Genomic DNA, 13289 nt, shown 5'->3' on the forward strand with positions numbered 1-13289 from the left:
ATGAGTGGTCCCAGCTGGTTTCGAACCAGCGACCTTCCGCGTGTGAGGCGGACGCTCTCCCACTGAGCTATGGGACCGAACTCGATGTTCGACCGGGGCCGAAGCGGCCGTTCGAACGAGATGGAACCTTAGCACGCACCACCGGCGTCCCACCAAATCGCCACCACCCCACCAGCGGTGCTCGAATCCCGGCCGATGCGCCGGCCCCGAGTGCAGGCCGGTGAATCACCAAGCGGTTCAACAGATCCTGGAGCAAGGGTTGTTCACGTCGAACACGGGGCCGCACAAACGGGCCACCACGGGAGCGTCAAGGCCCGACCGGACGGCGCCGAACTCACCGGGCGGCATCATGGCCGCACCGACAACCAATGTCCCAACCAACGTTCGTCCACGGCGGGTTCGGATGTTGCGCAACCGAAGGTAAAGGCGCGGCGATGCGCCCAACCCGCCGATTCGGGCAAGTTTGCTCGGGATGCATCGACCGCACCCGCGAACAACACCCGTGTAATTCAACTTCATGCCGTTCTACCAGCGGATTTGTAGGTTGCGCCGAACGTCGGCTAATGTTCTGTCTCGCACCACGGAGGGCAGCGAGCCCCCCGGAGATGCAAATGCGGATGTAGCGCAGCTGGTAGCGCATCACCTTGCCAAGGTGAGGGTCGCGGGTTCGAATCCCGTCATCCGCTCGAGGAGTAGGGCCAGGCAGTAATTAAAGCCTTCCCCCTTCGCACGGTGGAGTGGCCGAGTGGTGAGGCAACGGCCTGCAAAGCCGTGCACACGGGTTCGATTCCCGTCTCCACCTCGCGCGATTAGCTCAGCGGGAGAGCGCTTCCCTGACACGGAAGAGGTCACTGGTTCAATCCCAGTATCGCGCACCACCGTTTTGCCAGGTCAGAGGCACTTTTCGAGGAAACTCGGAAGGTGCCTCTTCTGCTTTTCAGCCTCCGAACGCACACTCAGCACACACAAGGTTGAGTAGCTCCGCGCCAGCGGGAGCAACTCCGGTATCCCATTCCGTTGTCGGCGAACACGGGTCTACCCATCCGAGCGCGTCGTCCCTTCCCCACCTTCCCCTGATGCCGTTGGTAGGCCCCGCCGCGATTGTGGCCGTTAGTATTCGAGCTGCACCACCGGGCGGTCGTCGACCACGGCGTTCTCTACCCGCTTCATAGCCACCGTGGCCGGGTCGAACGTCGTCCAGTACTGGTGATAGGGGCCGGATTCGGGCCGCACTGCGACCGCACCGGCGGCGGCAAGCCTCATCATCTCGTCGGCCTCATCGGGCCGGTTATCGCGTACCGCCGCCGCCGATGCCCCTCGCGCAGCGAGATATGTGCCAGATCAGTTGGTGTCCGCCCCTCAGTCGGCGAGCAGCCGCCAGGCGGTGAGGGCGAGTCTGGCCCTTATCAGTCCGGTGGGGGCGGTGAGTTCGATGCCCAGGGTTTTTCCGAGGTGTTCGACTCGGCGGGCGACGCTGCTGTGGTGCAGGTGGAGCAGTTCGGCGGCCCGGCGTTGGGAGCCGGTGGCGCAGTAGGCGTCCAGAGTATCCAGATCCTCTGGGTTGCAGGCGATTCGGGTGATCGCGGTCACGTCGGGGTTATCTCGCGCGGCGTCACCGGGTATCTGTGCGAGCAGCGCCAACGACCCCAGGTCGTGGTAGTGGATGACCGGCTGGCGTGCGGTGGTGAAGCGCAGGGCGGTGCGGGCTTCCCGCCAGGAGCGGTCGGGACTTTCGGCCGCGCCGATGCCCGCGCGCACATCTGCCGGAAACCTGGCCGGATCGACGGTGGTGGCGAGGATGACGCCGACGTCGGCCACCGCTGCCGCTTTCACCGGGCGAGCCGGGCAGATGAGGCCGCCGAGCTGGTCCAGCGGCAGCCGGGACCGGACGGCGACGACGCGCACGGGCAGGTCGGGGGCGAAACCCAGGAGTCGCAACGCGCGATCTCTGGCCGCCTCGTCGCTGTCGGAGCTGATCACCAGTTCGACGAGGGCGGGATCGGCCATGGTGGTGCGGGCGGGACCGTAGCGTTCGACGACCGCCGCGACGGCGATGGCGAGCCGGTCCAGCAGCAGGTCGTCGAGCGAGCGGGGTGGGGCGGTACGTTCCAGCCATACCGTGCCGATCTCCTCCTCGTCGAGCGTGATCGCCACGGTGGTGGACGCGGACGCTGGCGGAGACGCGGCTTCCCGGCCGTCAGGTGAAAATCGGATCACCTGTCCCGTGCCGTGCAGCCTGATCCCGGCCACGGATTCGGCCAGGCCGGCAGAGGCGCGGGCGAGCGCCGGGAGATCCACGCGGCGGCGAATCAGCGTGTCGTAGAACATCACAACGCGCAGCGCGCCTTCCGCTTCCGCATCCAACTGCGACAGCCTGAAGACCAAGGCATCCATGTCTGGAGGATATGCGGCGATCGTCGCGTTATCGGACCGGAATGCGCGACGGTCGGCGGATGATCTTCGGTCGCCGGGTCGCGACGATAGCTGTTATGGATCCCGAACTCGAACCATTCCTCGCACTGTTCCCTCCGGCCGACCTGTCCGATCCGCACACCGCGCGTAAGCAACTCGTCGAGTTGGCCGCCGGGATTCCGGCGGACACCGCGAACCTGGAGATCGAAAATCGCACGGTGCCGGGCGATCCCGATGTGCCGGTGCGGATCTATCGGCCGCAGGGGGCGCAGGGCGCGATCGTCTGGCTGCACGGCGGTGGATTCGTCATGGGCGATCTGGACACCGAACATCCGTGGGCCACGCTGCTGGCCAATGGTTCCGGCGCGACGGTGATCTCGGTGGGCTACCGTCTGGCCCCCGAACATCCGTTTCCCGCCGCGCACGATGACATCTACGCGGTGCTGACCTGGACGGCCGAGCACGCGGTCGAGCTGGGCATCGACCCGGCGCGGATCGCGATCGGCGGCCACAGCGCGGGCGCTGGACTCGCGGCGGCGGTGGCGTTGCGGGCGCGGGACCAGCAGGGGCCGCCGATCCGCTTCCAGCTGCTCCACCAGCCCGGCCTCGATGACCGACAGCAGGCGTGGTCGGCGCGGAATTTCACCGATACGCCCTTCTTGACTCGGGGCAAAGTCACCCAAATGTGGGGGCACTACCTGGGTTCCACGCCCGCCACGCCGTACGCCGCCGCGGCGCGGGCGAGCGATCTGTCCGACCTGCCACCCGCCTACATCGCGGCCGCCGAGTTCTGCCCGAACCGCGACGAGGGCATCGAGTACGCGCTGCGGCTGATGCGGGCGGGCGTATCGGTCGAGCTGCACCAGTGGCCCGGCACGTTCCACGGATCGCAGGCGATCCTGTCCGCCGATATCTCACAGCGGCAGAACGCCGAACTCGCCGGCGCCCTGCGGCGTGGCCTGGCCGGGTAGCGCTGGCTGCTCACGCTGATACCGGTGGTGCTGGCCGTGGCGCTGGTCCCGCGGATGATGACCCCGGCCCGCTGCGCGAGCAGCACGAGTTCGATGCGGCCATGGGACGGATTCGAAGGAAAATTTCCGCGGCAACGGTAGCGAGCAAATGAGTCGGAAAGTCGTCCGGCTCGTGGTAGGCGACTAACCCCGGCACGACCATATCCGCACGGCAAACGAGCAGCTATGCTGGTAGCACGCCTCTGGCGTATGCGCTGATACGTGTGGCCAGGGGAATGTGGGAGTCGAAGTACCTTTTCTGCGAAGAGGTTATCCATGAACACAAGCACACGCAGAGCTCCCGGCCCGCGTCGACAGCAGATGGCATCGATTGTCGTGGCTGGAGCCGTTCCGCTGGCACTCGTGCTGGGCGGAATTACGAACGCCGCGCCCACCTGGTCCACCACGGTGGCGCAGTCCGACTACCTCCAGGTCGGCTTGCCTGGGGCCCCCGAGCCTCCGCCCGAGATACCGCCCGAGCAGATCAACCCGGAGCATTATCCCCCAGAGCACCGCCAGCCCGAGCAGACCCAGCCCGAGCAGTATCCCCAAGAGAACCAGCCCTCGCAGACCGCGGCCGGCCAGTCGTAGTCACCGCGAAGTCGCGCGCCACCGTTCTCGCAGATCAGCCCCGGTTTCCGCCGGGGCTTTCGGGTGTTGTGCCAGATCGCTGGACTCGGATTTCCGAAACCCACCACACGTAGTCGCCACCTCGATGGCCGATTGCTCATTCCGGCGGACTGTCCGATGCGGGGTTTCGGGACTGGACTCGGCGGACCGTGTCGATGACCCCGTCCAAGGGGCGGCCCTGGCTGATCGTGAGCACTGTTTGGGCGAGTTCGGCGCAGGTGTCGTCGACGGCCTGGCGGGCGCGGTCGCGTTGGGCGGCGATGGTCGCGTATAGCAGGGCGGTGAGGGCGACCGAGCCGTTGAAGGCCTGCAGGGTGATCATTTTGGCCGTGAGGTCGAGTCCGGCGAACGCGGGCAGGTCGCGGGCGACGGCGAATATGGCGACGATTGATGCGATCAGCGCGCACGGGAGGGCGCCGGCCAGGTGGAAGCGCATCGCGGCCCAGATCAGGAATGGGAAGACCAGAAAGAGCATATTCGCCGACACCGCCGTGGCAGATACCGCGACGAGGAATGTCCCGGTAGCCAGGACGGCGCCCTCGAGCACTCGCGATGGCACCAGCGCCTTCGGTATTCGCGCACGTTCGGCGACGAGGATGAGCGGTGCGATCAGCAGGACGCCCATCGCGTCACCGGTCCACCACACCGACCAGGTCCCCCAGAAACCGTGCGAGGGAACCGTACCGGCCACGACCAGCGTCACGCTGCCGATCGTCGCGCTGATCAGCATCGCGGCCAAGGCACCGAGGAATACCAGTTCGAGCGCATCGCGGACGGTGTCGAAGTCGCTACGGAACCGCACCCGTTTCAGCAAGAGGTAGGCAACCGCCGGGGCGATGGTATTCCCGACCGCGATCATCAGGACGGCGGGCAGATTCGGCCCGATCAGGGCATTGACCGCTACCGCGCCCAGGGTGATTCCGGGCAGGGCACGTAGCCCCAGCAAGAACAGACACGCCAGCGCAACCCCGGTCGACGGCCACAGTGGCGTGACTTGGCCGCCGACGAGGGCCATCCGCAAACCGACTTCAGCGGCCGCGAAGTACGCGACCGCCGCCACGATGATCCACAACGCCACCACCGCGTTCATGCGGAATCGGCCCACGGCGTCAGCTTAGAACCGTTTCCCGGGATGATCAGCGAATATCGGTGCCGGCCCGCATTCGCGGGTGTCGACGTCTCGACGCCGATTCGGCTCCCGACCTGCGGGATGGGCTGGGTTGTCGGTGGACGGCATTAGGCTTTGGCGCACATGTCGAGTCGGGGTCAGGGGTGCAGGGTGACGGCTAGCGAGAGGACCGGGCCCGATCGGGCCATTGACGAGGCGGACCCCGAACTGCTCGACGATATCGCTGGGGATGTGTCGTTCGGGCTCGAGGAGATCAATGAGCTGCTCGGGGAATTGATCGAGATGCGGGGGGATCGCAAGCGGCGGGATGCGGAGATCGTCGGGTTTCGGCTGGGTGTGAGCGGCGAGCCGCCGGAGACGCTGGCGCGGATCGGGGCGCGCTACGACCTGTCTCGGGATCGGGTTCGGCAGTTGCACACCAGGGCGGTGGCGCAGATTCTGCGGGAAGCGCAGTTGAGCGGGCATCGGGCGGCGGCGGTGTTCGCAGCGCGGTATCCGGCGGGGACGCGGGATCAGCAGTTGGTGCGGGCGCTGCTGGTGGAGACGTACGCGACGGATACCGATCTGGCCGCCAATGAGTTGTCGTATCTGAAGCTACGGTTGGCGGGGCATGCGGGCGAGGATGCGAAGCGGGTCGCCGGATTCGTCATGCAGCGAATCATGGCCTGGCAGAAGAAGACGAATCGGCGGTTGGCGAAGCTGCACAATGCGGAGCCACTGGCGAGCGGCGAGGTGAATTCCTGGCTGGCACAGGTCGATTGGCCGGACTCCGGAAAAGGTCCCGCAGCCCTGCCGACCGAATCGGCGCGCACCGTCGACGGGGACGACGAGGGGCGCGGGCGGTTCTACCTGAGCAAGGTCGGGCGCGACGTCGGGTTCGACTCCGGGCTGGAGGCTCGGCTGCTGCGGACGTTGAACGCCAGCGATCTGATCGAGACATTCCAGGAACAGCCGAGTGCGGTCACCTATGAGTTGGACGGCGCGGAACGGATCTTCTACCCCAGCATCGCAACGCGGCTGGCCGATGGCCGGGTGATCCTGATCGATGTCGAGCCGCTGGGACATGTCGGCTTCCAAATCAATCGGATCAAGTCCGCGGCTGGTCGCGCGCACGCGCATGCCAACGGGTGGGGCTGGCTCGGGTGGACCGGCAGCCGGATCGGAATCCCAGATCTATTGCGGCGCAAGGTGGATGCGCACGCCGAGAACCGGCTGTGGGAGCTGGTCGAGCGCGGACCGGTGTATTGGCCCGCGCTGCGGCAACTACGGGAGGAGGTCGAGCTCGAGTTGCTCGATCTCGTCGCACTGGTGCTGCGCAACGAATGGCGTTGGGACCGTGCGCCGTTCCGATTGACCGGCGGTCGCGCCAGCCCGATCAGGTCCGGCCTGGGACGGCCCGACGGCGCCCAGTAGCGGGCCCGCGGGCCTCCTCACCCCTCAGCGCACGAATATCGCCCCTGCCACGAACGTGACGATCAGCATCATCGCGCAGTAGGTGATCAGCTGCCAGTGGCCGATCGCCTTTTGCAAACTGACGATATTGGCGCGCAGCGAGGTGTCGATGCGGTGGTGATCGTCGAGCTTGCGCCTGACCTCGGCCAGTGAATCGGCGTGTTCCTGCGCGGACTCCTCGGCGCGTTCCAGGCGGGTGGCGAGCTTCATGATCTGCTTCTGCTTGTCCCGAACCGATTTTCGGGACAGAGCCAGGGTGGTGCGTTGGTTGACCAACTCCTGGCGCTGACGGGCGATGACGCTGGCCTGCGTCCTGGTGTGGTGTTCCCAGTCGGTCACGGTGGCCCATCCTCCTGTCATCACATCGCGGTAGCCCCACGCGATCTCGCCCCGCACCCAGCCGCGCAGGAAATCGCGCAGTTCGTAGGGATCACGGCGCGGCACGGCGACCGCGCTGTTCGAGGCGTCCAACATTCCCATTTCGGTCCGGTAGTCGCAGGCGGGCGGCGCGAAGTCCGCGATACCCAGCGCGGGCAGGTGCGGGACCCAGTAGCCCGAGGGGCACAGCCACAGCACGCCGTCGCAGCCCGAGGAGCGCAGGCGAGCCGTATGATGCTGCGCCGATTCACGATCCAGCGGTCCGGTGCGGACCTCGATGGCGAACTGCCGATCGCCGCGGCGCCAGAGCACGTCCACCGGGATATCGCCCACGCGGCGGTCCACCTCGGCGGCATCCGCGCCGTACGCGGCGAGTCTGCCGCAGAGCCAATATTTCAGCCGTTGGATATCCCATTGCGCGGCCGCGCATTCCGGACAGGTGCAGCCGTACCCCGTGCTCCCCTCCGGCGCTCGGCCGTCCGATATTCGGGTGTCCGTGACACGACTGTCCGCCAATCCCAATTCGGCGAGCATCGTCCGACGCCCGCACGCCCGCTCGACGCGCTGCTTCGTTCTCACGCGACCACACCCCTGCCCAAAACCACCGCAGGTCAGGTACGACCTACGCCATAGATCAAGAGTGCGTCAGCTTTTGCGAGCCCGCCAGCCCCCTATACCCCGCGCTCGGGTGCGCCACAACCCGAGAACCGTCCTCGACCAGCCGATGTGCGCTGTCTCACAAGCGATTTCAGCGCGACACGCGAGAGCATTACCACAGATATTTCCGGCGATTGATAATTGCCGCCATTCCTGGGACACGGCCCGACGCCCGCGGAAACGGACCAATGACGCAGAACGACCGACGAAAGCCACTGTGCAATCGGACGAATGCCCCATCGCGCGGGCGCTGCCGGCACTCGAGCCGCCGCACCTGGCGATCGACGGATAGAATCGGCCCGCCACGAGCGGAGTTCGGGGCAATACGGGGAAGAAGGTATGGGATGGACCACGACGAGCACAGCGGCGAATCGATCGGCGCTCTCTTGTCGAGTCTCGCTACGACGCTGCGTGAGGTGAGCAATAAGCTCGACGCGGTCGCCGCCCACGTGGATGACGACCGCAACCTGGCCGGCCGCCTGGCCAAGTTGGAGGCGTGGGCATTTCGTACCGGGGAGGATGTTTCCAAGATCGGGTCGCGGTTGGAGCAGGTCGAGACCGGTGCAGACGAATCGGCTGAGCCCGCGCCCGACAGCCAGCCGGTGCCCGCGAAGCGCGAACGGCGTGAACCGATTCCGTCACGCCGGGACCGCCTCGGCAATGTCAACGGGCACGCTGGCCGCCTCGACACCGCGACCGCGCGGAATGAGACCACACCCGGACGCGACAATCGACCGGACACGGTGACCGGCCACAGCGAACGCATCGAAACGACGGCTGTACATCTGGACACCGCGACCACACAGCACGAACGCATCGACACCGCGACCACGAGCAACGGACACCTCGATACAGCAACCGGACGCAACCAGCGCCTCAGCACCGCGACCACACAGCACGAAGCCGCGACCGGGCACAGCGAACGCCTCGATATCACCTCTGGACGCAATGCCCGCCCGGACGCTGTGACCGGCCGCAACGAACGTCTCGGGGCGCCCGACGAACCCGCGCCCCGCCCCGCTCGGACCGAATTCACCGCGCCGGTATCCCGCCCCGACCCCCTTGAACCCTTCGGCCCCGCGACACCGAACGAGCCCGTCCCCTTGCCGTCGCGGACTCCCCAGCCGATACCGCCGGCCGTCCCCCCGACCTACCGCAGCGAACCCCTCGCCGCACCCACCACCCGCGCCGAATGGCTCGACTCGGCCACCCCGGCCGAATCGGCGGCACCCGCATACACCAATCGCCTCGAGCCTCCGACCACCGGAGACCACCTCGACTACGGTTCGATCGGCTCGACCAATGGCCGCCTCGAACCGCTCACCTCCGCACCCCGCAACGGCTACGAATCCCCCACTCCCCGCCCGGATTCCGGCATGACGACCCCCCGCGCCGAGGACAATGGCGCCCTACCCCCGGGCGCGCACCGCGCCAGCACCGGTGAGGACACCTCCCACGTCGACAAGCTGCAAGCCATGCTCGACGAACTCAAGCGCAACCCGAACGGCCCCTTCGGCCGCCCCGACTCGACCCCCTCCGCCAACGAATTACCCGGCGTAGACCCGACTTTCGCCATCCGCACCGAGGGCTGAAATCCCGTCCCGCCCCCTCATCGCTGCCGACCTCCTGACGGGTGCAGGTCCATGAGGGTGATGCGGATCAAGTCGCGCAGCCATCGGTGGCCATTGTCGGCGGTATTGCGGGGATGCCAGGCCATTGCGATGGCGACTTCGGGTAGGGGAAGCGGGATTTCGAAGGAGCGCAGGCCTAATGCGGCGAGGGTTGTCGCGGTGAGGGTTGCGGGTGCGGGGCAGATGAGATCGGTGGAGCGGACCGCCAGTAGGGCGGTGGTCAGATTGGGGACGGTGGCTACCACTCGGCGGGTGCGGCCGTGCAGGGCCAAGCGGTCATCGATGGGGCCGCGGGCGCGGCCGCGGCGGGAGATGCCGAGGTGGGCCGCTGCGGCGAAGCGCGCCACCGTGACGCGGTCGGTGATCAGCGGATGCTCCGGTGCGGCAACGCCGATCACGCGGTCGCGGAGTACCCGTTGCACGGTGGTCTCCGGATCGGTGTGGTCGATGACGCCGACCTCGATATCGACGCGGCCATCGCGGAGGCCGGCGGTGCCTTCCAGACTTTCCGGCAGGAAGTGCAGCGTCACACCGGGCGCCTGCGCGCGCACGGCATTCAGCAGCGGCGTGGCCAACTCGCCGAGCACCATATCGTCGGCCTGCACCGCGAAACTGCGCTTCAAGGTGGTCGGATCGAGCGCACCGCGCGGGGTGAGCAGCGCGCGGCCCTGCTCCACCAGAACGCTCACCTCATAACGCAATTCCAATGCGCGCGGCGTTGGCACCAGCGTGCGGCCCGCGCGCACCAGCAGCGGATCGCCGAGCACGCGACGCAGCCGGGCCAGCGTCCGGCTCATGGCGGGCGCCGAGGTATGCAGCCGCTCGGCGGCCTGGGTGACGCTGTTGGTGTCCAGCAGCGCATCCAGAGCAACCAGCAGATTCATATCGAGGGCGTCCACTCGTGGATTATCCAGAATGTAATGACCGACAACCAACATTGCACCGGTGATAATCCGGCGCGGGCCCGCATCGGGTCACAGCTCTCGATCTATGACGCCCCTCAGGGGGTGCGCTGCTCCGCGGAAACCTGGACCGCCGTATCCCGCGCCGGGGGCACCACCGCCCCCTTCGACCGATCGGCGAGCCCGCGATACGAGGACGGCCGGATCGTGCGGAACCATTGCGCCGCACGGGTTCTGCGCGGCAGGCGGAACTTCAGATCGGCGAGCATCTCGTCGAGGTTGTGAATGGAGAACGGAGTAATGGCGGTGCCGTGCGCATGGTGGCCGCCGCTCCGTTCGGCCATCCAGCGCAGCCGCTCATCGACCTGCGCGGCCATCTCCTCGTGCGTCGGCAAGGCGAGACGGCCCTGCAGCAAGGCGGCGGTCCAATGCGCGCCGACCTCGGCGCTCAGCGCGCTGACGACCGAGGAGTTGTACCCGATGAAGCTCAGATTCGGGACGCCGATGGGCAGGATCTGCCGGTGCAGCCGGAAATTGCCGTCGTCGTCGGTGAGCTGACGCTGCACATACGGGGTCAGGAACGGCACCCGCTGATGGAACCCGGTGGCGCACACGACGATATCGGCCTGCACGGTCGTGCCGTCGGACAGCCGCACCGCCGGGCCCTGCTGATTCGCGAACATCTCGGTGATGGTGCTGTCGCGGTGCACCGTGATCAGCCCCATGCCCACACGCTCGAAGAAGTCCTCGGTCACCAAGCTGATCGTGCTCTGGGCGATCTCCTCGAAACGCCCCTCTGGCACCAGACCGAGTTCGCGCAGATGCGACTTCTTGGTGGCGAGTTCCTGGATCACATCGAAGTTGCTGTCACGGAAGCTCTGTCCGGAGCCGTGCAGGAACCGCTCGATCCGATTGAGCTGCCGATAGCGGAAGTGCGCCTCCCCGAACCTGGTCAGCATCATTCGTTCGTAGTTCAGCCCACGTGCCAGCTTGCGCGGCATCTTCCACATCAGCCTGCGGGCGACCACATTCGTCGAGGCCGCGACATGGCTGATCGCCTCGGCGATATCGCAGGCCGACTTGCCATAGCCGACGACGACAACCGATTTGCCACGCGCCCATTCGACATCGAGGAACTCCGAGGCGTGCCCGATCTGCCCACCCGCCTGCCGGAACCGATCGACGCCGGGATAGTCGGGCACCGCGGGCTCACTGAACACACCATTGGCGATGATCAGGTGATCGCAGGAGGTGCGGTGGATGCCGATATGGTCGCGGATCTCCAGCAGCCAGCCGCTGTCCACCGGATCGGCGGCGACCACCTCGGTGTTCAGGCGCAGGCTCTCACCGAAGCCGTGGTGACGCACATACCCGTCGAGGTATTCCTGCATCTGCTGCCCGTCGGGCACGCGCGGATAGTCCTCGGGCATCGGGAAGTCGGAGAAGTGATAGGTGTGTTTGCTGTTCTGTGCGCGCAGGCCGGGGTATCGGCGCGTCGCACTCCACACTCCACCGACGTCCGGGCTCCGGTCGAATACCTCGACCGGAAACCCCTCCTGGCGCAACACCTTCGCGCAGGCGAGGCCTGCGATGCCCGCACCTACGATCGCGATGCGGTTCCCGCTCGTCATGGGACGGAGATTACGTCGCTCGCGCGAATGCGGCAAAGCCTCGGTGCGATTTCACGAACCTGAACGGGGGGTGACTAGAATCCTGGCCCTGCCGCGCGGGACCGTGGTGATATTGCGCACCCGTCCGCGCTCGGGTTTCGCGCCCGCTGGCGCCGCCAAGCTGTAGCGGGACAGGATCTCGCGCAGCACCGTGGTGCCCTCCATCAGCGAGAATCCCGCGCCGATGCAACGGCGGACGCCACCGCCGAAGGGCAGCCAGGTATTCGGTTCGACTTCGCCGTCGAGGAAGCGCGACGGGCGGAAGGTCCAGGTATCGGGATAGTTCGCCGGACTGCGGTGGGCGAGCAGGATCGAGCAACTGACCACGGTGCCCGCGGGCAGTTCCCAGCCGCCGATGGTCATATCCCTGGTGAGTTTGCGGACCGCGCCGGGAATGACCGTGCGCATCCGCATCGCCTCCTTCATGACGGCCTCGAGTGCCTTGTCGTCATCGATGCGGACCGCTTGGTGGGCGCCGCGCTGTACGTCCGCGTTGACGGAGAGTTCGTACAGCGCCCACGACAGCGCGGCGGCCGTGGTTTCGTGACCGGCGAGCAGCAGGGTGATGAGTTGGTCGCGCAGTTCGGCGTCGGCGAGCGGTGGTTCGTCGTCGGTATCGCCGCCCGCCTGCAGCAGCCGAGATAGGACGTCGGTGCGTTCGGCGAGGTCGGGTGCGGTGCGCCGGGCCGCGATCTCGGCGTACAGCAGGTCATCGATGGCCACCATATTGTCGTGGAAGGACTTCCACGGCGGGTACTTCTGCAGCGCGGGCTTCAGCAGGCCGATGTATTGCAGCGGACCGATGGTGACGATGCGGCCGACGCGTGGTGCGAGCGCGGCGCGGGTTCGCTCATCGGTGACGCCGAAAACCACCCGCATGATCACCTCGAGGGTGAGCGCGTTCATCCGGTCGAGGGTGATCACCGTCGAGCCGGGTTGCCAGCGTTCGACCTCCGCGGCCGCGATTTCGGCGACCAGATCGCGGTAGCCGCGCAGTGCCGCGCCGTTGAATGCGGGCATGAGCAACCGCCGGGCCCTTGCGTGTTCGGCCTCGTCGGTGATCAGCACGGAATGCTGCCCCATGACCGGACCGAGAATCTGGTTGCCTTCCCCCGCGTGCAGGTCGCGCGGGTTGCCCGCGAAGACCTCCCTGATGTGTTCGGGGCGGGTGAACACGACGAGATTGTCCGCGAACGGCGGCACGTGCACCGAGAAGACATCACCGTAGCGCCGCCGAAGCGGGGTCAGTAACTGCGCGCGGTAGCGGAAGTACAGCAAGCCCTGCACAAATGCCGGGATCGGCGGGCCGGGTGGATACGCGGCAGTCATCGTTTCCTCCGGATCCGGCGCCGGACGCCTCGTTACGACCGGTTCTATGCAATGTTCCATAGATTCCGGGCGCGACGGAAGCCCCTGGA

At 66.9% G+C, this 13289-nt stretch carries 11 protein-coding genes and 4 tRNA genes; 7 read left to right on the top strand and 8 right to left on the bottom strand.

The annotated features are described in order from the left end of the window. Window positions 1-5: 5 nt before the first annotated feature. Window positions 6-77: transfer RNA gene (locus tag ACHQ4I_RS40085), tRNA-Val, on the bottom strand. 536 nt (window positions 78-613) lie between these two features. Here ACHQ4I_RS40085 and ACHQ4I_RS40090 point away from each other — a divergent pair. From ACHQ4I_RS40090 to ACHQ4I_RS40100, 3 genes are all read left to right on the top strand, one after another. Then, window positions 614-686 (top strand) — tRNA-Gly (locus ACHQ4I_RS40090). A gap of 45 nt (window positions 687-731) precedes the next feature. Beyond that, window positions 732-802 (top strand) — tRNA-Cys (locus ACHQ4I_RS40095). A 1-nt stretch (window position 803) separates the two neighbouring features. Further along, window positions 804-878, top strand: a tRNA-Val gene (locus ACHQ4I_RS40100). A 232-nt stretch (window positions 879-1110) separates the two neighbouring features. On the opposite strand, the gene ACHQ4I_RS40105 is transcribed toward ACHQ4I_RS40100, so the two are convergent. Further along, complete coding sequence (locus tag ACHQ4I_RS40105; RefSeq protein ID WP_420777144.1) at window positions 1111-1266, bottom strand: hypothetical protein; 156 nt, start codon at window positions 1264-1266, stop codon at window positions 1111-1113. 93 nt (window positions 1267-1359) lie between these two features. Further along, complete coding sequence (locus ACHQ4I_RS40110) at window positions 1360-2394, bottom strand: helix-turn-helix domain-containing protein (RefSeq protein WP_420777145.1); 1035 nt, start codon at window positions 2392-2394, stop codon at window positions 1360-1362. Window positions 2395-2489: 95 nt separating this feature from the next. Between ACHQ4I_RS40110 and ACHQ4I_RS40115 the strand changes: the two genes are divergently transcribed. Together ACHQ4I_RS40115 and ACHQ4I_RS40120 are read left to right on the top strand one after the other, a co-directional pair. Beyond that, on the top strand, window positions 2490-3383 hold the full coding sequence (locus ACHQ4I_RS40115) for an alpha/beta hydrolase (protein ID WP_420777146.1): 894 nt from the start codon (window positions 2490-2492) through the stop codon (window positions 3381-3383). 315 nt (window positions 3384-3698) lie between these two features. Beyond that, window positions 3699-4013 carry a hypothetical protein gene (locus tag ACHQ4I_RS40120; protein WP_420777147.1) on the top strand — a complete coding sequence of 105 codons (315 nt, stop codon included), beginning with the start codon at window positions 3699-3701 and terminating at the stop codon, window positions 4011-4013. A 136-nt stretch (window positions 4014-4149) separates the two neighbouring features. Here the strand turns inward: ACHQ4I_RS40120 and ACHQ4I_RS40125 are convergent, their stop codons facing one another. Further along, window positions 4150-5157: an MASE1 domain-containing protein gene (locus ACHQ4I_RS40125; RefSeq protein WP_420777148.1), complete on the bottom strand. Its 1008-nt coding sequence runs from the start codon at window positions 5155-5157 to the stop codon at window positions 4150-4152. Between the two features lie 174 nt (window positions 5158-5331). On the opposite strand from ACHQ4I_RS40125, the gene ACHQ4I_RS40130 reads away from it, so the two are divergent. After that, window positions 5332-6594, top strand: coding sequence for a sigma factor-like helix-turn-helix DNA-binding protein (locus ACHQ4I_RS40130; RefSeq protein WP_420777149.1), 1263 nt, complete (start codon window positions 5332-5334; stop codon window positions 6592-6594). 24 nt (window positions 6595-6618) lie between these two features. Here ACHQ4I_RS40130 and ACHQ4I_RS40135 read toward each other — a convergent pair whose 3' ends face one another. After that, the gene (locus tag ACHQ4I_RS40135; RefSeq protein WP_420777150.1) at window positions 6619-7590 is read right to left on the bottom strand and encodes a hypothetical protein; all 972 of its coding nucleotides are present in this window, start codon (window positions 7588-7590) and stop codon (window positions 6619-6621) included. A gap of 422 nt (window positions 7591-8012) precedes the next feature. Between ACHQ4I_RS40135 and ACHQ4I_RS40140 the strand changes: the two genes are divergently transcribed. Further along, window positions 8013-9260 (top strand): hypothetical protein, encoded by a 1248-nt coding sequence (locus tag ACHQ4I_RS40140; protein WP_420777151.1) that lies wholly within the window; start codon window positions 8013-8015, stop codon window positions 9258-9260. A gap of 17 nt (window positions 9261-9277) precedes the next feature. On the opposite strand, the gene ACHQ4I_RS40145 is transcribed toward ACHQ4I_RS40140, so the two are convergent. From ACHQ4I_RS40145 to ACHQ4I_RS40155, 3 genes are all read right to left on the bottom strand, one after another. Beyond that, the gene (locus ACHQ4I_RS40145) at window positions 9278-10183 is read right to left on the bottom strand and encodes a LysR family transcriptional regulator (protein WP_420777444.1); all 906 of its coding nucleotides are present in this window, start codon (window positions 10181-10183) and stop codon (window positions 9278-9280) included. A gap of 116 nt (window positions 10184-10299) precedes the next feature. Then, a complete protein-coding gene (locus ACHQ4I_RS40150; protein ID WP_420777152.1) occupies window positions 10300-11832 on the bottom strand; it encodes a flavin-containing monooxygenase in 1533 nt (510 codons plus the stop codon). Window positions 11833-11883: 51 nt separating this feature from the next. Further along, window positions 11884-13200: a cytochrome P450 gene (locus ACHQ4I_RS40155; protein WP_420777153.1), complete on the bottom strand. Its 1317-nt coding sequence runs from the start codon at window positions 13198-13200 to the stop codon at window positions 11884-11886. Window positions 13201-13289: the final 89 nt, after the last annotated feature.

Source organism: Nocardia nepalensis (assembly GCF_048910785.1).
GTDB classification, from domain to species: Bacteria; Actinomycetota; Actinomycetes; order Mycobacteriales; family Mycobacteriaceae; genus Nocardia; species Nocardia nepalensis.

Bases quoted from the DNA above. Each gene is read 5' to 3' on its own strand.
- ACHQ4I_RS40105 (WP_420777144.1), bottom strand. From the start codon at position 1,266: ATGATGAGGCTTGCCGCCGCCGGTGCGGTCGCAGTGCGGCCCGAATCC.
- ACHQ4I_RS40110 (WP_420777145.1), bottom strand. From the start codon at position 2,394: ATGGATGCCTTGGTCTTCAGGCTGTCGCAGTTGGATGCGGAAGCGGAA.
- ACHQ4I_RS40115 (WP_420777146.1), top strand. From the start codon at position 2,490: ATGGATCCCGAACTCGAACCATTCCTCGCACTGTTCCCTCCGGCCGAC.
- ACHQ4I_RS40120 (WP_420777147.1), top strand. From the start codon at position 3,699: ATGAACACAAGCACACGCAGAGCTCCCGGCCCGCGTCGACAGCAGATG.
- ACHQ4I_RS40140 (WP_420777151.1), top strand. From the start codon at position 8,013: ATGGACCACGACGAGCACAGCGGCGAATCGATCGGCGCTCTCTTGTCG.
- ACHQ4I_RS40145 (WP_420777444.1), bottom strand. From the start codon at position 10,183: ATGAATCTGCTGGTTGCTCTGGATGCGCTGCTGGACACCAACAGCGTC.
- ACHQ4I_RS40150 (WP_420777152.1), bottom strand. From the start codon at position 11,832: ATGACGAGCGGGAACCGCATCGCGATCGTAGGTGCGGGCATCGCAGGC.
- ACHQ4I_RS40155 (WP_420777153.1), bottom strand. From the start codon at position 13,200: ATGACTGCCGCGTATCCACCCGGCCCGCCGATCCCGGCATTTGTGCAG.